We start from the raw sequence: 19177 nt of genomic DNA on the forward strand, positions 1-19177 counted from the left end.
GTATCTGAACGCTCTCCACGACTGTGATTCAAAAAACCTTTTTTGCCCGAGTTGATCATTGCAGTAATATCAGACAACTTGTTTTTAGCTTTAGCTATAGCCGTACCAACATGTTTTGTGCTTAAAGGCTTTGGATAGTAAGCACCTTCGCAGGCCATATATAAAAGGCTACTTTACAAAAATAAAGTAGCCTTATAAATCAATCCATTATTATTGATTAATTATTCCCATTCGATAGTCGCAGGCGGCTTACCAGAAATATCGTAAACCACGCGGCTAATACCGTCGATTTCATTGATAATACGGTTCGACACTTTGCCTAAGAAATCGTATGGCAAGTGGGCCCAATGCGCCGTCATAAAGTCGATGGTTTCAACAGCGCGCAGACTCACTACCCAATCGTATTTACGTGCATCACCCATTACGCCTACTGAGCGCACTGGTAGAAATACGGTAAATGCCTGACTTACTTTCTGATAAAGGTCGGCTGCATAAAGCTCTTCAATAAAGATAGCGTCAGCACGACGTAGTAAATCGCAATATTCTTTCTTTATTTCGCCAAGTACACGAACACCAAGACCTGGCCCAGGGAACGGGTGACGGTAAAGCATGTCATACGGCAAACCTAGCTCGAGACCAATTTTGCGTACTTCGTCTTTAAATAGTTCGCGCAGCGGCTCAACAAGACCTAGTTCCATATCTTCTGGAAGGCCGCCCACGTTGTGGTGCGACTTAATGACATGCGCTTTGCCCGTTGCAGAGCCAGCAGACTCAATCACGTCAGGGTAAATCGTACCTTGTGCTAGCCATTTCGCGTTCTCACGCTTGCCTGCTTCTTCATCGAATACACGAACGAACTCATTACCAATGGCTTTACGCTTAAGTTCAGGGTCTTCAATGCCTTTAAGACGCTCAAGGAATCTGTCCTCAGCATCAACGCGAATGATGTTAAGTCCAAAATGATCGCCGAACATTTCCATTACTTGGTCAGCTTCATTTAAACGCAATAGGCCGTTATCGACGAAAACACACGTCAGATTTTTGCCGATTGCACGGTGAAGAAGCATAGCCGTAACTGATGAATCAACACCACCAGAGAGGCCAAGAATAACTTCTTCATCACCCACTTTTTCTTTAATGCGTTCAATAGCATCATCAATAATGGCACCAGCGGTCCAAAGCTTCTCGCACTTACAGATATCCATAATGAAATGGGTAAGTAAGCGCATACCTTGGCGTGTATGTGTTACTTCAGGGTGGAATTGTACGCCGTAGAACTGTTTTTCTTCGTTATACATTGCCGCGTGCGGGCACGATGGTGTTTGTGCAACAGTTTCAAACCCGGCTGGAATAGACGCGACTTTATCGCCATGGCTCATCCACACATCAAGTAATGCCGAGCCATTGTCACTAATGGCGTCTTCAATTTTGTCCAACAGCGGGCTTGGCTTGATAACTTCAACTTGCGCATAACCAAACTCGCGCTTGTCAGAACCCTGCACCGCGCCACCTAATTGCTCAGCCATAGTTTGCATGCCATAGCACACACCTAGTACGGGTACGCCCGCTTCAAAAACGTATTGCGGCGCACGCGGAGAACCTGCTTCCGTCACTGACTCTGGGCCACCTGACAAAATAATGCCTTGCGGATTAAATTCACGGATTTGCTCTTCGGTCACATCCCAAGCCCAAAGCTCACAGTAAACACCGATTTCGCGAACACGACGTGCTATCAACTGTGTGTATTGCGAGCCAAAATCCAAAATAAGTATGCGTTGGTCGTGGATATTTGTGGTCATGTTTTATTTTTACCCGTTAAATAAAAGAACAAAGGCTGGTGTATTACCAGCCTCGCAGTCGTCGGTCGCCTTAACCTAAACGGTAGTTCGGCGCTTCTTTGGTAATGCTTACATCGTGCACGTGGCTCTCGCCCATACCGGCTGATGTTACACGTACAAACTGTGCTTTGGTGTTGAGCTCTTCAATAGTTGCACACCCCGTTAACCCCATTGCTGAACGCAAGCCACCCATCTGCTGGTGAATAATATTCGCAATTGGGCCTTTGTATGCAACGCGACCTTCAATACCTTCAGGCACGAGCTTTTCTGCATTATTAGATTCTTGGAAATAACGGTCTGATGAGCCATGACTTTGGTTCATTGCACCAAGTGAGCCCATTCCGCGATAAGACTTGTAGTAACGACCTTGGTAAAGTTCCACTTCACCTGGCGCTTCTTCTGTACCGGCTAACATGCTGCCCACCATTACACAGCTCGCGCCTGCGGCTAGGGCTTTAGCGATGTCACCTGAGAAACGAATACCACCGTCAGCAATGACAGGTATATCGGTGTCTTTTAGCGCTTCAACAGCGTCTGACACTGCTGTAATTTGTGGTACACCGCATCCTGTAACAATACGCGTAGTACAAATTGAGCCAGGGCCAATACCCACTTTAACCGCATCAACACCAGCCTCTGCCAGCGCTTTCGCACCATCGCCTGTTGCTACGTTACCCGCAATAATTTGTACATCTGGGAAGTCAGCGCGCACTTTCTTAACGCGATCGATAACACCTTGTGAGTGACCGTGTGATGTATCGATAAGCAACACATCAACACCAGCATCGACTAATAGCGCGATACGCTCGTCAGTACCTGGACCTACACTCACTGCTGCACCCACGCGAAGACGACCTAGTGAGTCTTTACATGCGTTTGGCTTGTTTTCAGCTTTTTGGAAGTCTTTAACCGTAATAAGACCTGTTAATTTGAACGCATCGTCAACCACGAGGATTTTTTCAATTCGATGCTCATGCATAAGGTCTAGTACTTGGTCTGAACTTGCGCCTTCTTTTACAGTGACCAGATCATCCTTACCGGTCATCACGTTGCTGATTGGCAATTCGAGACGTTTTTCAAAACGTAGGTCACGACCTGTAACAATACCGATAAGGTTATTAGCTTCATCAGTTACAGGGAAACCTGAGTAACCAAGGCGCTTGGAAAGTGCAATGACTTCGCCAATAGTCGCGTCCTGTGACACAGTTACCGGATCAGACACCACACCACTTTCGTACTTTTTCACTTCACGTACGTGCTTAGCTTGCTCTTCTGGCTTCATGTTTTTATGAATAAAACCAATACCACCCTCTTGCGCTAGCGCAATAGCTAGACGGGCTTCAGAAACCGTGTCCATGGCTGCAGACACCATTGGAATATTTAACGTTACGCCACGCGTAAGGCGTGTTTGTAAGTTGGCTGTGTGAGGGAGGACGGTCGAGTGGCCGGGAACCAGCAACACATCGTCGAACGTCAGGGCTTCTTGGATGATACGTAGCATGCAACAACACCTATTCAGTTGAGGGTTAATTGCGGCGCAATTGTAGTGTTTTTTAGTTTTCAGGTAAACTCTAAATGTATTAAACCCAGTGATTTTTTTTATGTTTACAAATTCGCCATCTACCTCTCGACAAATTTTAACAGTTACTAAGCTAAATCGCTTAGCCAGAACCGTGCTAGAAGGTGAAATTGGCCTTATCTGGCTATCCGCAGAAATCTCCAATTTTGTTGCCGCAGCGTCAGGGCATTGGTACTTCACGCTTAAAGATAATAAAGCGCAAGTTCGCGCAGCAATGTTTAAAGGCGCAAATCGCAATGTGCGTATTCGCCCGAAAGAAGGTGACAAAATATTAGTTCGCGCCTCTGTCGGCTTATATGAGGCACGTGGCGACTATCAGCTTGTTGTTGAACATATGGAAAGCGATGGCGAAGGGGCACTGAAACAAGCCTTTGAAGCACTAAAATTTAAGTTAAATAATGAAGGCTTATTTGATACTGCTCGCAAGCGCCCGCTTCCTGAAAAAATCAATCGAATTGGTGTCATTACGTCTTCTAGCGGCGCTGCGCTTCACGATGTACTAAGCGTTTTAAAACGCAGAAGCCCGCAGACGGAAGTCATTGTCTACCCCTCAATGGTCCAAGGTGATACTGCACCGACACAGCTTATTCATGCACTTCAAACTGCAAACCAGCGCAATGAAGTTGACGTTATCTTGCTCACGCGTGGTGGTGGCTCACTTGAAGATTTGTGGTGTTTCAATGATGAACGACTGGCCCGCGAAATAGCCCTTAGTGAGCTTCCTGTGGTAAGTGCTGTAGGGCATGAGGTAGACTTTACCATATCTGATTTTGTGGCAGATGTAAGAGCCCCTACCCCATCCGCAGCTGCCGAGATTTTAAGCCAAGATGCCAAAGCGCTGTATGCATTAATTGCACAACATCAACAGCGTTTAGGTCGCGCTATTCATCACGTCATTGAAACAAATAAACAGGGATTGAAGTTACAGAATCAACGACTAAATGCCCTGCATCCACAAAGTAAAATACAACATCAGTGGCAAACCCTAGATAGGTTGCAATTGAGACTACAACATCAGATTCAACGTGACTTTTCTCAATGTGACAGACAGTTGCATTCACTTGTCTCCAGACTAACTCAGCAATCACCTGCATCAAAGCTTGCCGCAGCACAAAACAAATTATCGAGCGAGCAAAGCCGTCTTAATAGCGCGATGCAGGCATTTATAAAAGCGAAAAAAAGTGAACTTGGAGGCAAAGTGTCACTCTTACAGTCGGTAAGCCCACTCTCTACGCTAGCAAGAGGCTACTCAATTACATTGTCAGATAAAGATACGGTTAACAAAGTAGCTACTGTAAATATTGGCGATGAGATAAAAACGCGAGTGACTGACGGCGAAATAACCAGTACAGTAACAGGTATTCACCAGCAATAGGAATGCTGCGACAACATGGCACCATACACCACTGACTCGAGCTCATCACGTGATTATCACGTAATGAGTGCAGCAGAAAACAGACAGAGGGTTAAACCTCGCACTAAACATGCATTTAATGCCGTGCTACTGTTGTCTGTTGGTACATTGTTCGGACATCAGGCGAACAGTCAGCAGATAAATAATTCAGTGTCCGTGTTTTCAACATACCCCAGTGAAGCGCTTGAATCGTTGTGCTCACAATCTACGCTAACAGCGTCATGTAGCGAAGATGCAATTGCGCCCACAACGTTGATTAATGCAATTCAAACCACTCGGGTTTTTAGTGCATTAACACCGTTTGCCGAAGGAAGTGATTACGAACTACTTATAGCGAATGTGGGCCACAGCGAGATTGACTTAAGCTCGCAATTTGTTGAGTTTACATTGCAGTGGCGCGGAATCGAAATTGACAGTGCAATGTTTAACACTGCACAACGCGCTTCTTCAAAAGACCAGCTTGCTCGCGAATTAGTTATGCAGTGGGTTGAACACATAAAGGTTCGCGATATATTTTCGACGCGATACCTTTACTCGGCTTTAGATGCAAGCAACTACGAAAGTAGCCTTACTGTTCCAGAAAGAGTCGGAGATTTCACCAAACTTGATACCCAGCTTTATGCAGACCCGTTTAGTGGAGCAATCACTCGATACACGCATCCATCTTACGAAGATGCCTTAGTCGACGTAACGGTTTATCCAATTTTAGATTCTCTAGATACAGAAGTGAATTTATTACTAAACAGCCAGCTAGATCAGGATTACGAGAAAGCAAACTCGGTGGCATCTGCGCAACAGCTAACCTTGAGTTTATCAGATCCTGCGTCACCTTATTCGGTAAATCCGACCATTCAAGGATGGCGTTTGGGGCTAAAGGCTGAATCTGAGACGGCAGATCCAATTTATGCATCCACCTACGTTTTTCGCAAAGAAGACAAATTTGTTAAGGTCGCGACTACTTTTCCCACACATTTTTCAGACCCACTCGTCAATGAGCTGATAACACACGTCCAGGTGCCAAAAGAGTCGCCCTTAATGAAGAATATTCGCGAGATGTTATCAAAGCAAATCAATTAGTACTCATCAACTGTACGTTTCACAAACCGTTGCACAAAGCTTTCTTTGGGCTTAACGTCATTTCTAATGGTGTAAATTTTAGTTTCGCTTTGCGGCTTATATCTATCAAACCAATTATAAACTTGGTCTTTCTTAAGCGGCGTAGTTGATTGGTGAATCCTTCTTACTGACATTCTAGTACCTTAAAGTGTGGTGCCGCAAAACGCTACTGACCAGTAGAGATAGCCTACAAGTGGTTAGCTTACAGAATGCGGAATTTAAGTATTGATGTTGAACCAGAGCCAGACTAGTACTGCTAATGGCTAGTCCGTACCCTAATTTCTGATACAGCAGTGTTTATTGCTTGCGTTGTTTTCTTCTATTAGAAAGAAGCAATACTAGGCCAGCACCAAATAGGCTGAACGCTGCAGGCTCAGACACGCTGACAGCATTAGGCGTGTAATCAAATTCAACCGCAACTTTCCCCCACGAACCAGTCGAGAAGTCATTTGCAAAGCTTCCTGTTCCACCTTGAACTTGATTGAAGATATTAGTTCTTGCGTCTGTGGTAAATAAGAATTCAACTTGTGAACCTTGCAAGAATGCAGATATATCCACATTTGACAACATGCCGTTACGTTCACCTGATGAAACATCAAACATGAAAGACGCAGATGGATCATTAGGTAGCATTGTAAATGTACCTGGCGCAGAACTTTGCGCTGATACAAAAGGATTTACAAAATTTGCTGATGCAAAAGTAAATGTATCAGCGGCTGCACTTGACACCTGCCAATCAGAGGCAAGGAAAATCTCAACATCTGTTCTGCCAGGCTCTGCGCTACCATTCACCGATGTTCCTTCACTATCTATCTGCCCAAACACCATAATATTAACGGCGTTTAGCACTCCCAGAGTCTGGTCAAATGCATCCAAAAATAAACTTTGTGAAAGCGGTGACACATCAGCAACATCAAACGGGCTGCCCTGTTGCCCAAATGAAACTTCTTGCGTGATAATTGCGGCATTTGATGACATGGCGGTGCATGCTAAAATGGCTGCAGCTAAAGCTTGCTTCTTCATAATTTTCTTCCTAATCGTTTTATAGTGTTGTGTCCTAATACTTCACCGTCTGTAAAAGACGTCACCTCAAACTGCAAGAAAGACACCATCAACTGCGCCTAACGCAAACGCACGTCACCAGTGCGATACAAAGGTTAAGAATAATTAATTACATTTTTTAAAATTTATACTTTTGGGTAATACTTACACTTGATTGTAAATAAGGAGCAACTGAAGTGTTGCCAATTGATAACGTGCGGCCTTCTATTTCTAAAAATTTTATAGTCTAAGTTTCAAATACTTAAATTGAGGATACAAAAAAGCCGCTTGCGCGGCTTTTAGAAATGTCTTTTTGTTCACTAATTGCGACACAACACAAACGTATTTGCAAAATGGCTATTTTTTCTCTTTATAATACGACATCATTCTGCGACGTTTGCGTTGCTGTGCAAGCGTTAGGTTGTTTTTCTTACCCTCAAACGGGTTGTTGCCTTCTCTAAATTCAATTTTTATGGGTGTCCCCATTATCTCTAATGCTTTTCTGAAGTAATTCATCAAAAAGCGTTTGTAAGAGCTTGGCAAGTCGTCCACTTGGTTTCCGTGAATAACAATAACCGGAGGGTTATAACCGCCGGCATGGGCATACTTCATTTTAACGCGACGACCTCTCACCAACGGAGGTTGGTGATCATCTTGAGCCATTTCCATTATTTGCGTAAGTAAGGCTGTGTTAATACGCTTAGTTGCACTTAGGTATGCTTCTTGGACAGACTCAAATAAATTACCCACGCCAGAACCGTGAAGTGCTGAGATAAAGTGAATTCGGGCAAAGTCGATAAAGCCTAGGCGTCTATCCATTTCGCGTTTTATTTCATCTTTAATGTCAGTGCTAAGCCCGTCCCACTTATTAACCGCTACCACCAAAGAGCGACCTGAGTTTAGGACAAAGCCAAGTAGACTCAAATCCTGATCGGTAATTCCTTCCCTTGCATCAATCACAAGAAGGACCACATTCGCTTCTTCAATCGCTTGTAGCGTTTTAACGATTGAGAACTTCTCAACGGCTTCACTGATTTTCTTACGCTTTCTAACGCCTGCGGTATCAATCAAGATATACTCGCGCTCGTCGCGTTCCATAGGAATATATACACTGTCACGGGTGGTACCTGGCATGTCGTAAACCACCACGCGTTCCTCACCTAAGATTCGATTAGTGAGAGTAGACTTACCTACATTAGGCTTACCCACGATCGCAAGCTTTATTGGCAACTCTTGCAGTCGTTGACGCTGCGTTTCAGCGTCTTCATCTTCTTGTGGTGTTTCTTCTACCACTTCCATATCGGGAAATTCAGATTCCAATGGCGCGAGGGCATCCTGCAATAATTGGCTAACACCACGACCATGGGCAGCGGCGATCTGCTTAATTTCACCCAAACCTAGGGAATAAAACTCGGCACTTTCGCTGTCGCCATCAATACCGTCCACTTTATTGGCAACCACAAACACCTTTTTATTAATACGGCGTAGGTGATCGGCAATACCTTGGTCAGCAGCTAACAAACCTGCGCGCGCATCAACCAGGAACATCACGACATCAGCTTCTTCGATAGCAAGCAAAGACTGTTGTGCCATTTCCGCATCAATGCCCTCTTCGTCACCCGTAATCCCGCCAGTGTCTACTACAATAAATTGGCGTCTATCAAATTTCGCCTGGCCGTATTTGCGGTCACGCGTTAGGCCCGGGTAGTCCGCAACAAGTGCATCTCGGGTATTGGTAAGACGATTAAACAAGGTCGACTTGCCAACATTGGGGCGGCCGACCAAAGCAACAACGGGTAACATTTATCAGATCCTAAAGGTCATGAAAGCTAAAAGCATAAGCCGCAAATTGACCGAATTAACGCTTTAGTAAATCGGTAATGTGATATGCAGCTTTTGAGAATGGGCGCATTATACCCTGTTCACTTTCTAATACCAATCGGCAAGAAAGCGATTGCCCAGGATCTTAAAAACAACTGAAACTGCGCGTAAAAACAAAAACGGCGACACAACCGTTAGGTTACATCGCCGCTTTAATAAAGTGCTAGGTAATTTATTTCGAAATACTTACCGAGGCTACAGTACCTGTTCTAGTTACCGCTACCACGGTATTGTCAACTTCTAGTGGCGCAGCAAAAATAGCGTCATCTTCATCGTCACCGCCAACATCTAGGCGAGCAACTATTTGACCACTTTCTTGTTCTATCCAATGTAGGAAGCCCCAGTTATCACCCACAACTACGTGTTCGCCTACTGGTGTTGCTGCTGTAAGTGAACGAAGCTTCAACCCACTTTGCGACCATAACTCAACACCGTTACGTCTATCTAGTGCATACACATTCGAGTTGTTATCAACAACGAAAATCTTGTTGCCATCTAGTGTGAGGTTTCTAAACGACGCATATTCACGTTTCCAGATAACACGCCCTGTACGCAATTCAACCGCAGCCAAAGTACCATTGTAACTAACGGTGTAAATCGTACCGCCAAACAAAATTGGTGTGGTGTCTATATCTACAATACGCTCTAGTTCTGTTGCGCCTGTTGGCGTAGCAATAACGGTTTCCCACGCAAGCACACCTGAGTCGATTAGATTTACCTGTATTTTACCTGTAGGCGTACCAATAATCGCACCGCCGTTTGACGCGATAGGCCCAGAGATTCCGCGAAGCGTTAGCGGAGGCGTATCCCCTTCATGGCGCCACAACTGCTCACCATCACGGGTTCTAAAGCCAAACAAGCTGCCTGCGCCCGTATTCACTACAAGAATACCTTCGTCTATTGCAGGAGCTGCAAGCACTTCACCAGGCACAGTCGCATCCCACACCAACTCGCCAGACTCCGCATCAAGCGCTGCAACATAACCATTCTCAGTACCAATGAACACAAGCTTTTCAGCAACAGCAATACCGCCGATACGCGCCGTTTCGCCACTGCGCCATAAACGCGTTACTGAACTCATCATGCCTTCGTCGCGAAACTGTGCGAAGTTTTTCTGCCAAATGACTTTACCTGTAGTAGGGTCCATTGCAACTACAGCACCGTGGCGGTCAGCAGCATAAAGTTTGTCGTACGCATAAACTGGACGTAAGCGAGAGAAATAATGTTCTACACCGTCACCGATGTCGCGCTCCCAGTTAAGCTTAGGTTGAAATTTCGCTTCAATCGGCTTTAGTTGACGTATTTCTAACTCTTCTTCATCCGCAAACCAGTCTGAAACCGTCGAACAGCCTGACATAGTAATCGACACAGCAAGCGCCATACCTATTGTGCGAACAAATCGACCTCTGCGGCCACACGTATTGTGAAACAAATTGCGTACCTCTTTATTTTTTATCCTTGCCTATCGGCCCGCGTCTTACTGTGGTTGTGCCACGGAAAGATTATCTAGCTTCATTTCTAAAAGCGGGTTGTTGGCATTTTTTTCTAACGCACTTGAGTAAGCTAAGCGAGCGTCATCAAATTTACTTTGCTTTTGATACACATCGCCTTTTAATTCAGAAACTTCTGCTGAGAATGCGTCGTTTGTTACATTGCTAAGCGTAGACAACGCAGCGTCAAGCTGGTTCATTTCAATTTGAACTCGAGCAAGACGAAGTGACGCCAATGCTTTTAATTCATCGCTTTGTGCAAACGTAACAACCGTATTTAGGTGAGAAGCTGCGCTATCTAGATCACCTGCATCAACAGCTTGCTTTGCTGCAAGAAGGCTTGCTGCACTAGCATATCCGCTGTCTTTATTTTCTTCGATAAACGCTTTCACTTTCGCGTCGCTGCCTTCATTACCGAAAGTCTCTACTGCGTCCTGATAAGCAACTGATGCCGCTTCTTTACTTTCAATCTGGGCTTCTGAATAGGCACGCCAGCCATAAAGACCACCTAGGCCAAGCAGTGCGCCTACTATAATTGCGGTGCCATGCTCTTTCCAAAAACGCTTAATCGCTTCTACTTGTTGTTCTTCTGTTGCGAACTGTTCCATGATGTCCTCTTAATATTACGCGCTTAGCATCTCTGACACTTTTTCTACTAACGTGTCGAAGCTTGCGGTTATCTGCTCTTGCCCATCGCGAAGTGGTTTAATGCCCACCACACGTGACTGCATTTCGTCTGAGCCTAATAGCAGCGCTAGACGAGCGCCGGTTTTATCCGCACGCTTAAGTTGTTTCTTAAAGTTACCACCGCCGCAGTGCATCATGATGCGCACAGTTGGCAATGTATTGCGAAGGTGCTCAGCAACTTCAATGGCATAGGATTGTGCGTCATCCCCCATTGCCGTTACGTAGACATCAGCAAAACTGGTATCTTGCCCTTCTTCTGTCAATGTGGTTAGCAACAGTACCAGACGTTCTATGCCCATGGCAAAACCAACTGCTGGGGTTGCTTTACCCCCCAATTGCTCCACAAGGCCGTCGTAACGACCGCCAGCACACACAGTGCCTTGTGCACCTAAGCTATCAGTCACCCATTCAAAAACAGTACGGTTGTAGTAATCGAGTCCACGTACTAGACGAGGGTTCACTTCAAACTCAATGCCAGCCTGTGTTAGTCGATTACACAATGTATCGAAATGCACTTTTGATTCTTCATCTAAATGGTCAATAAGTGCTGGTGCGTCAGCAATGGCTGCTTGCACATCAGGATTTTTGCTATCTAATACACGAAGTGGGTTTGTTTCTAGACGACGTAAAGAATCTTCATCTAGTTGGTCAGCTCTTTCCTTGAGGAACGCCACCAAGGTATCGCGATATGCAGCACGCGCTTCGTTTGAGCCTAACGTGTTAATTTCTAACTTTACGTGTTGCTCAATACCAAACGCCTTCCATAAACGAGCACTCAGTAAAATGACTTCCAGGTCGATATCTGGGCCATCCATACCATAGGTTTCAACACCGAATTGGTGAAACTGACGATAGCGACCTTTTTGAGGACGTTCATGACGGAACATGGGCCCCATGTACCATAAGCGCTGTTGTTGATTATAAAGAAGGCCGTGCTCGTTACCCGCACGTACACAACTTGCCGTGCCTTCAGGGCGCAAAGTCAAGCTATCGCCGTTACGGTCTTCAAAAGTGTACATTTCTTTTTCAACGATATCGGTTACTTCACCGATTGAACGTTTAAATAAATCTGTGCTTTCAACAATGGGAGTGCGTATTTCTTGGTAGCCGTAGTTCGCCACAACTTGACGAAGTACAGATTCTACCTTTTGCCATGTGCCGGAAATCTCCGGTAGGCAGTCATTCATGCCTCGAATTGCCTGAATAGTCTTAGCCACGTGAAATTCTCATACTGCTAAATGGGGAAAAGCCCCGCATTATAGGGGCTTTGGAAGTAAACAACAATGAACAAAAACTGGCTTATTCTTTTACAGAAACCTGAATTTTGTTTTCATCGCTCATTCGCGCAGCTTTGGCGCGGATCTTCGCTTCTAATTTGTCGACTAGGTCATCATTAGCAAGACGTTCTTTTACACGTTTGCCGTCTTCATACAGGCCGCTCATATTACGCGCTCCCGTAAGCCCTAGATCTGAAACCTCAGCCTCGCCGGGACCGTTAACTACGCAACCAATTATCGAAACATCCATAGGCGTTAGAATATCTTCTAAGCGCTGCTCCAACGCATTGACCGTACCGATAACATCGAACTCTTGTCTTGAGCAACTAGGACAAGCAATAAAGTTGATACCGCGAGAGCGAATACGCAGCGACTTTAAGATATCAAAGCCTACTTTAATTTCTTCTACTGGGTCGGCAGCAAGTGATACGCGTAATGTATCGCCAATACCTTCAGCCAATAACATCCCTAACCCAACCGCACTTTTTACGGCACCTGCTCGCTGCCCACCGGCCTCAGTGATGCCAAGGTGCAACGGCTGGTCTATTTTTTGTGCCAATAAACGATATGCACCCACTGCCAAAAAGACATCTGATGCTTTTACGCTTACTTTAAATTGGTCAAAATTAAGCTTATCGAGAATATCTACGTGTCGCATAGCCGATTCAACTAGCGCTTCGGGTGTTGGCTCGCCATACTTCTCTTGTAAGTCTTTCTCTAACGAGCCACCGTTTACCCCAATACGAATAGGAATGTTTTTGTCTTTGGCACAATCAACAACAGAGCGAACACGCTCCATATTTCCTATGTTACCTGGGTTTATGCGCAAGCAATCCACACCATATTCGGCAACCTTAAGCGCTATGCGGTAATCAAAATGAATGTCGGCCACAAGTGGCACACTCACCTGCTTTTTAATCTCTTTAAATGCTTCAGCCGCTTCCATGGTAGGCACAGATACACGAACGATCTCACCACCTACAGCAACTATACGGTTTATTTGATCGACAGTCGCAGCCACATCTGTGGTACGCGTGTTTGTCATTGATTGAACAGCAATGGGGGCACCATCGCCAATGGGAACATTTCCTACATTAATACGCGTAGACTTTCTGCGCTTAATAGGGCTTTCTGCAAACATCTATTTACCTACATGGGAAGTGTGAAACGAGCTGTTCTACCGTTTTGGTATGAAGAAATATCAACAGACTCGCCATTAACTGATATGCGCACATTATCCGGTGCGCCGAGCGTAACTTCAACAGGAGGTACGCCCTGAATTTCCATTACTCGACCTTTTTGCTTAACACCATAGGCAATTGCCTCGCCCGTGGCATCTTTAATATTCACCCAGCAATCATCATCAAAGGTGAATGACATTGAAATCGGCGCTGCATCGCTAGACAACTCAAGCGAAGGTTCTGATTCTACAGCATCACTATTCAGTAAGTTTGTCAGATTATTGCTATCATTCACCGCTGTATCAGGTGATGATATCGCACCGTCATCCAAGTCACCTTCTTGTGTGAACCCATCATTATCCAAACTCGATAAATTCGTTGATGGCTGCGCACCTTCAGTCACTTCATTTTCTGAAGATAAATCACTCTCGCTAGGCTCATCATCTATCGCGCTTTCAGCAAACTCAATATTGTCGTCAGCGGGTTGTGAAGGAATGGGTGTATTAGCGGCTTCGCGCTTAACGGCTTCAGGCAATGTGAGATCGGAAACAGTGTCATCACTTGGTTGCTGGTACCACCATGCAACCACGCCTGCAATGATAAGCAGCAGTATAATATAAGTCACCATCATCCAACGGTCGTCATGTGTCTGTTTTGCGACACGTTTCGAAAAGCTCTGAAGCTTCTCCGATGAAGGTACCGACGTTTGATTATGATAACGCTCAAAGGCTTCAATGACGGCTTGAGAATCGAGTCCTAATTGTTTGGCATAATTTCTTACATAGCCTTTGGTAAAGGTGACTGACGACTTTTCGTCAATAACATCACACTCTAAATCATTGATTTGGTTTACTTTTAAAAATAGCTTATCAGCGATATCCTGTTGAGAAAGGCCAAGCGTTTCGCGTCGCGCTTTCAGCATGGCCCCTGGACTTGGCGTGCTTTCTTGTTGTTGCGAATTTACATCATGTTTCGCGTTTTCTTCTGACACCATTAAATCTTATTCCTCCTGCATATTAGGTGGTACTAACCAAAGCGACTGACCAGCAATTATAGCGCCAGTATTGTCTAGGTTATTCCACTCTCGCAGCGTCGCCATTTTGATATTGTGTAATAGAGAAATACGATATAAGTTTTCGCCGGGTTTTACTACATGGATTTTAGCTGTTTGTTCAGATAATTCAGTATTTTGATCATTAGAGGTATCTGTGTCTGTCGCAAATGTGCTTTGAGAGGTGGATTCAGGTTCCGTTGATTCAGTTTGCGTTGATTCTGGCGCTTGCTCATCACTTTTTGCAACAATGGCTGTTTTAACTTCAGCTACATTCGCTTTTTGACCCGAACTAAATACATTTTCAGATTGAGTAGACTTTACGGTTTTCACAACTTTGCGTTGAAGCGACTTGCTATCTTCCACGTAGCGTTTCGTCAATGCATTATCTGGGTACACCGATACCATCATGTCGCCGTAACCTTTGGCTGTTTCAAAATCCCCCTGCCCTTTAGCTATTTCATACGCTAACCACAGTGAATCAGGAGTGACTCGCGCCACCTTTTCATATTTATCTAAGGTCGCTTTCGCTAAATCATACTGCTCAGAGACAACATAAAGTTCAGTAAGTAAGAATAGGCTTTTTCCACGCGCGGGCTGGTGTTTAAGCGCCTCGTTGAAATAACCTATCGCCTCTTCTAATTGCCCTTGGCTTTGTGCGCACAACGCCAAGTTTTCATAGGTTTGCGCAGCGTTCGAGTAAAGGCGGTTATTGATGGCGTCGAAAAAGTAAGTTTTGGCCTGCTCGTATTGACCATTTTGGCATTTAAACGCGCCATAGCTGTTGGCGATATCCCCATTATTGGGCGCCAAATCAATAGCCGCTTCATAAAAAGATTCTGCGCGCTGGTTGTCGCCAACGAGTTGGTAGTAATACGCCATCGCATATTGAACGTCTGCAGAACGGGGATTGAATTCAAGCGCTTTATCGAGATTTTTCTTGGCCTGAGAATAGTTGTTGTTTTGTAGGTAGGTAAGACCAAGCGACATGCGTGTTTTGGCTGCCTCTTCCCTATCGAAATTACCACCGTAGACACCCGATGGATCATTACTGACACAACCTGTACTGGCAAGTGCCGCCACTAAGGCAGCACCGAGTAATGTATTCTTTAGCCCTGTTTGCAATCCCGCTAGCATAGTCTTACCCTAATATCTTAATGATTATTGGGCCATTTTTACCGAAATTGCTTCACCCTTCATCTGTTTTTTTAATAATCTTTTCGTTCTATCGACGACATCACCCACTAATTGACCACAAGCAGCGTCGATATCGTCACCCCGTGTTTTGCGCACAACGGTGGTAAACCCATATTCCATAAGCACTTTTGCAAACCTATCGATGCGTGAGTTACTTGAGCAAGTGTAAGGTGAACCCGGGTATGGGTTAAAAGGTATTAAGTTTATTTTACTCGGTGTGTCTTTTAATACTTTTGCCAACTGATGCGCCTGTTCAGTACTGTCATTGATGTTTGACAGCATAACGTATTCAACAGTAACACGACCTTGGTTTGCTTTTGACTTCTCTAGATAGCGACGCACGCCAGCCAAGAATGCTTCAATGTTGTATTTTTTATTGATAGGCACAATTTCATTGCGTAATTCGTCAGTTGGCGCATGAAGCGATATTGCTAACGCCACATCAATTTGGTCGCCTAACATATCAAGTGCAGGCACAACACCTGATGTACTTAAGGTAACGCGACGTTTTGACAAACCAAAGCCAAAGTCGTCTAACATGATGTCCATAGCCGGCACTACGTTTTTAAGGTTCAGCAACGGCTCACCCATGCCCATCATCACTACGTTAGTAATTGGGCGTTTGCTAGAATCTTTTGATAATCCAAGGAAGGTAGCAACACGCCAAACCTGACCAATAATTTCGCTAACGCTTAGGTTACGGTTAAAACCTTGCTGCGCAGTCGAGCAGAATGTGCATTCTAGTGCACAACCAACCTGTGATGATACGCAAAGCGTTGCGCGGTCTGTTTCAGGGATCCACACAGATTCAACTTCCTGACCACCTTCAAGGGTAAGCGCAAACTTAATAGTACCGTCGCTCGCTTCTTGGAAGTACGCAATTTCAGGCGCTTTAATTTCGCAGTTTTCAATGAGCATCGCGCGAAGGTTTTTATTTAGGTTACTCATTTCCTCGAAATCGCTAATACCGTGCTGGTAAATCCACTTCATTACCTGGTCGGCACGAAATGGTTTCTCGCCCATTTCCTTAAAGAAATTGCGCAAGCCTTCGCGATTTAAGTTTAATAAGTTAGTTTTTGCCATGAATAAGATGACCCTTTTACCTTCGAGGGATACCCCTCTTACTACTGAATATGGTGTAAAAAACAGCGATTCGACTATGTCTTGAGCGACATTTAAGAAAAAGAAAAGCGCTGATTAAAATTTGCGCGGATTTTACCACAGATGAGATTTGAGAAAAAGCCGATTTAACGCAGAGAAAGGTTAAGTTTGGCTATGCCCGAGAAGCGTAGCTTAGTACGCCTAAATAGAAACAAAAACGGGGCCCTTAGGCCCCGTTTCTCTGCTTCTGTAATCTTAGCGAGTACGTGGGCAGATCTCTTCTTCAGAGAAGAAGTATGCAATTTCGCGTGCTGCTGACTCAGGTGCGTCAGAACCGTGAACTGCGTTTTCGTCGATAGACGCTGCGTAGTCAGAGCGAAGTGTACCTGCAGCTGCATCAGCTGGGTTAGTCGCGCCCATGATTTCACGGTTAGCTAGAACAGCATTTTCGCCTTCTAGTACTTGAACCATAACTGGACCAGAGGTCATGAAGTCTACAAGTGCGCCGAAGAAAGGACGCTCTTTGTGTTCTGCATAGAAACCTTCTGCTTGCTCTTTGCTCATGTGGATCATCTTAGATGCCACAATGCGAAGACCTGCAGATTCGAAACGGTTGTAAATTGCACCGATAACGTTTTTAGCTACCGCATCAGGCTTGATAATCGAAAAAGTACGCTCAAGAGCCATGTTCTCTCTCCAAACAAATAGTGTGTATCTTTAAAAATTTTGGTCGCGAATTATAGGCAATAAATACCAGCTTGACTAGAGCCTATGTGAAATGAAACTTAAAGTATTGTTTTTAGGGGCAAAGCTAGCGATAGAGTAGCGCATGATATATGACAATATGATGACAATGTACACATTACATTGCGCTGACAGGCACTTAGTTAGAAATACCTGTCAGGCGAATATCGGTGTTTACAACTTATGCGTTGGCTTTTGCAAGCTCTTGAATTTTACCCACGATGGCGCGTAAACCGTTACCGCGTGTTGGAGTAATATGGCGCTCTAGGTCTAAAGCTTCGAAATAACCATCAATATCAAATGCGATGATATCGCTGGGTGTTTTATCGTTGTAGGCAGCCAACACCAGCGCTAAAAGACCTTGAACAATAACTGCGTCGCTGTCGACATCGAAGGTAATTTTGTTGCCATCGTATGATTCAACGAGCCACACACTGCTCTGACACCCTTTTACTAAACGCTCTGGCGTTTTTGCCTCTTCAGATAAACCAGGAATAGATTTACCTAAGTCGATAATGTACTGATAACGCTGTTCCCAATCGTCGAAGAACGCTAAATCATCAATAATTTCATCACTGCTAGGTAATTGCATGGTTATTTCCGTTTAATATGTCAAAAGGTAAATTGAAAATGTTGTGAGAATACAACTTAGAAAAACAGCCCGGCTTCAAGCTGCGCCTCTTCACTCATCATTTCGCGTGACCATGCTGGGTCGAAGACCAACTCAACATTCACATTCTTAACGTGAGGCACCATAGCAACACGATATTCCACATCACCAACAAGTACTGGCCCCATACCGCAGCCTGGCGCAGTGAGCGTCATATCAATGTTCACATCGCCCGAGGCTTGGTCGATGTCTACTTTGTAAATAAGGCCGAGCGACACCAAGTTAATGGGTATTTCTGGGTCAAAGATGGTCTCTAACGCATCCCACACCTGCTGTTCGCTAATGTTACCGTCTTCTGGTACATCGAAGCTCAGCGTCATAGCTTTGCGGCCAATGGCGCCCGCGTCCGTACCATCAATACGATACATATTTCCACGCCACGTAACCGTGTAATTACCGCCGAGCTCTTGCGTGATATTCACAAACTCGCCTTCAGGAATAACAGTTGGGTTACCCGCGGGTACTAAACGCGCTTTACAGTCGCGCTCAGTAGTCACCATCTTCTGCTTCATATACTACTTAGTGCCTATTTTATTGCTGGCCTTAACCATTAACCTACGTTAAAGCTCTCGCCACAACCGCATTCGTCAACCACGTTAGGGTTGTTGTATTTGATCACGCCGTTAACGCCTTCCATTACGTAATCAATTTCTGTATTACGTAAAAGCTCTGTCGCGTCTGATGCTACCGCGACATTTAGCATTGGTGATATCTCGATGATTTCATCATCCGCTTGTGCGCTGTCTGCGAAATCAAGTACATAAGCGTAACCTGTGCAGCCGCTTACTTTTGTTGATAAACGAATTAACTGACCAGGCTTGTCTTTAAGCTTACTTTCGAAATGCTTAACGGCACTGTCAGTTAGCGAAATGAGTTTTGTACTTGGTACAAAGGTTTCTACACTCATAAT

Annotated in this window: 18 protein-coding genes; 2 read left to right on the plus strand and 16 right to left on the minus strand. The window is 44.8% G+C overall.

Going from position 1 to position 19177, the window contains the following annotated elements; genetic code table 11:
• Window positions 1-221: 221 nt before the first annotated feature.
• Both guaA and guaB read right to left on the minus strand, forming a co-directional pair.
• Window positions 222-1799: a glutamine-hydrolyzing GMP synthase gene (gene guaA, locus JN178_RS13730; protein ID WP_202262033.1), complete on the minus strand. Its 1578-nt coding sequence runs from the start codon at window positions 1797-1799 to the stop codon at window positions 222-224.
• Window positions 1800-1869: 70 nt separating this feature from the next.
• Window positions 1870-3339 (minus strand): IMP dehydrogenase, encoded by a 1470-nt coding sequence (gene guaB, locus JN178_RS13735; RefSeq protein ID WP_202262034.1) that lies wholly within the window; start codon window positions 3337-3339, stop codon window positions 1870-1872.
• 100 nt (window positions 3340-3439) lie between these two features.
• On the opposite strand from guaB, the gene xseA reads away from it, so the two are divergent.
• Both xseA and JN178_RS13745 read left to right on the plus strand, forming a co-directional pair.
• A complete protein-coding gene (xseA, locus tag JN178_RS13740; protein WP_202262035.1) occupies window positions 3440-4792 on the plus strand; it encodes an exodeoxyribonuclease VII large subunit in 1353 nt (450 codons plus the stop codon).
• Between the two features lie 15 nt (window positions 4793-4807).
• Window positions 4808-5908: a hypothetical protein gene (locus JN178_RS13745; protein ID WP_202262036.1), complete on the plus strand. Its 1101-nt coding sequence runs from the start codon at window positions 4808-4810 to the stop codon at window positions 5906-5908.
• Here JN178_RS13745 and JN178_RS13750 read toward each other — a convergent pair.
• The 14 genes from JN178_RS13750 to JN178_RS13815 all read right to left on the minus strand — a co-directional run bounded on the left by JN178_RS13750 (window position 5905) and on the right by JN178_RS13815 (window position 19174).
• The gene (locus JN178_RS13750; protein WP_202262037.1) at window positions 5905-6081 is read right to left on the minus strand and encodes an exodeoxyribonuclease VII large subunit; all 177 of its coding nucleotides are present in this window, start codon (window positions 6079-6081) and stop codon (window positions 5905-5907) included. The two genes, JN178_RS13745 and JN178_RS13750, sit on opposite strands and share 4 nt — an antisense overlap.
• Window positions 6082-6244: 163 nt before the next feature.
• Complete coding sequence (locus tag JN178_RS13755) at window positions 6245-6970, minus strand: choice-of-anchor E domain-containing protein (protein WP_202262038.1); 726 nt, start codon at window positions 6968-6970, stop codon at window positions 6245-6247.
• A gap of 375 nt (window positions 6971-7345) precedes the next feature.
• Entirely contained in the window at window positions 7346-8791 is a 1446-nt protein-coding gene (gene der / locus JN178_RS13760) for a ribosome biogenesis GTPase Der (RefSeq protein ID WP_202262039.1), read from the minus strand.
• 250 nt (window positions 8792-9041) lie between these two features.
• On the minus strand, window positions 9042-10301 hold the full coding sequence (gene bamB / locus JN178_RS13765; protein WP_202262040.1) for an outer membrane protein assembly factor BamB: 1260 nt from the start codon (window positions 10299-10301) through the stop codon (window positions 9042-9044).
• A gap of 45 nt (window positions 10302-10346) precedes the next feature.
• Window positions 10347-10967 carry a YfgM family protein gene (locus tag JN178_RS13770; RefSeq protein ID WP_202262041.1) on the minus strand — a complete coding sequence of 207 codons (621 nt, stop codon included), beginning with the start codon at window positions 10965-10967 and terminating at the stop codon, window positions 10347-10349.
• Between the two features lie 15 nt (window positions 10968-10982).
• Window positions 10983-12263 (minus strand): histidine--tRNA ligase, encoded by a 1281-nt coding sequence (gene hisS / locus JN178_RS13775; RefSeq protein ID WP_202262042.1) that lies wholly within the window; start codon window positions 12261-12263, stop codon window positions 10983-10985.
• An 82-nt stretch (window positions 12264-12345) separates the two neighbouring features.
• Window positions 12346-13464, minus strand: coding sequence for a flavodoxin-dependent (E)-4-hydroxy-3-methylbut-2-enyl-diphosphate synthase (gene ispG, locus JN178_RS13780; RefSeq protein WP_159627044.1), 1119 nt, complete (start codon window positions 13462-13464; stop codon window positions 12346-12348).
• A gap of 8 nt (window positions 13465-13472) precedes the next feature.
• Window positions 13473-14498 (minus strand): RodZ domain-containing protein, encoded by a 1026-nt coding sequence (locus JN178_RS13785; protein WP_202262043.1) that lies wholly within the window; start codon window positions 14496-14498, stop codon window positions 13473-13475.
• Between the two features lie 6 nt (window positions 14499-14504).
• Window positions 14505-15692, minus strand: coding sequence for a type IV pilus biogenesis/stability protein PilW (gene pilW / locus JN178_RS13790; RefSeq protein WP_202262044.1), 1188 nt, complete (start codon window positions 15690-15692; stop codon window positions 14505-14507).
• 24 nt (window positions 15693-15716) lie between these two features.
• Window positions 15717-16835 carry a bifunctional tRNA (adenosine(37)-C2)-methyltransferase TrmG/ribosomal RNA large subunit methyltransferase RlmN gene (locus JN178_RS13795; RefSeq protein WP_159627047.1) on the minus strand — a complete coding sequence of 373 codons (1119 nt, stop codon included), beginning with the start codon at window positions 16833-16835 and terminating at the stop codon, window positions 15717-15719.
• Between the two features lie 273 nt (window positions 16836-17108).
• Window positions 17109-17540, minus strand: a complete 432-nt coding sequence (ndk, locus tag JN178_RS13800; RefSeq protein ID WP_012519000.1) for a nucleoside-diphosphate kinase — start codon at window positions 17538-17540, stop codon at window positions 17109-17111.
• Between the two features lie 238 nt (window positions 17541-17778).
• Window positions 17779-18189, minus strand: coding sequence for a SufE family protein (locus tag JN178_RS13805; protein WP_159627048.1), 411 nt, complete (start codon window positions 18187-18189; stop codon window positions 17779-17781).
• Between the two features lie 56 nt (window positions 18190-18245).
• Window positions 18246-18779, minus strand: coding sequence for a putative Fe-S cluster assembly protein SufT (gene sufT, locus JN178_RS13810; protein WP_202262045.1), 534 nt, complete (start codon window positions 18777-18779; stop codon window positions 18246-18248).
• 38 nt (window positions 18780-18817) lie between these two features.
• A complete protein-coding gene (locus JN178_RS13815; RefSeq protein WP_202262046.1) occupies window positions 18818-19174 on the minus strand; it encodes a HesB/IscA family protein in 357 nt (118 codons plus the stop codon).
• Between the last annotated feature and the right edge of the window lie 3 nt (window positions 19175-19177).

The organism is Alteromonas sp. KC3, assembly GCF_016756315.1.
Classification (GTDB): domain Bacteria; phylum Pseudomonadota; class Gammaproteobacteria; order Enterobacterales; family Alteromonadaceae; genus Alteromonas.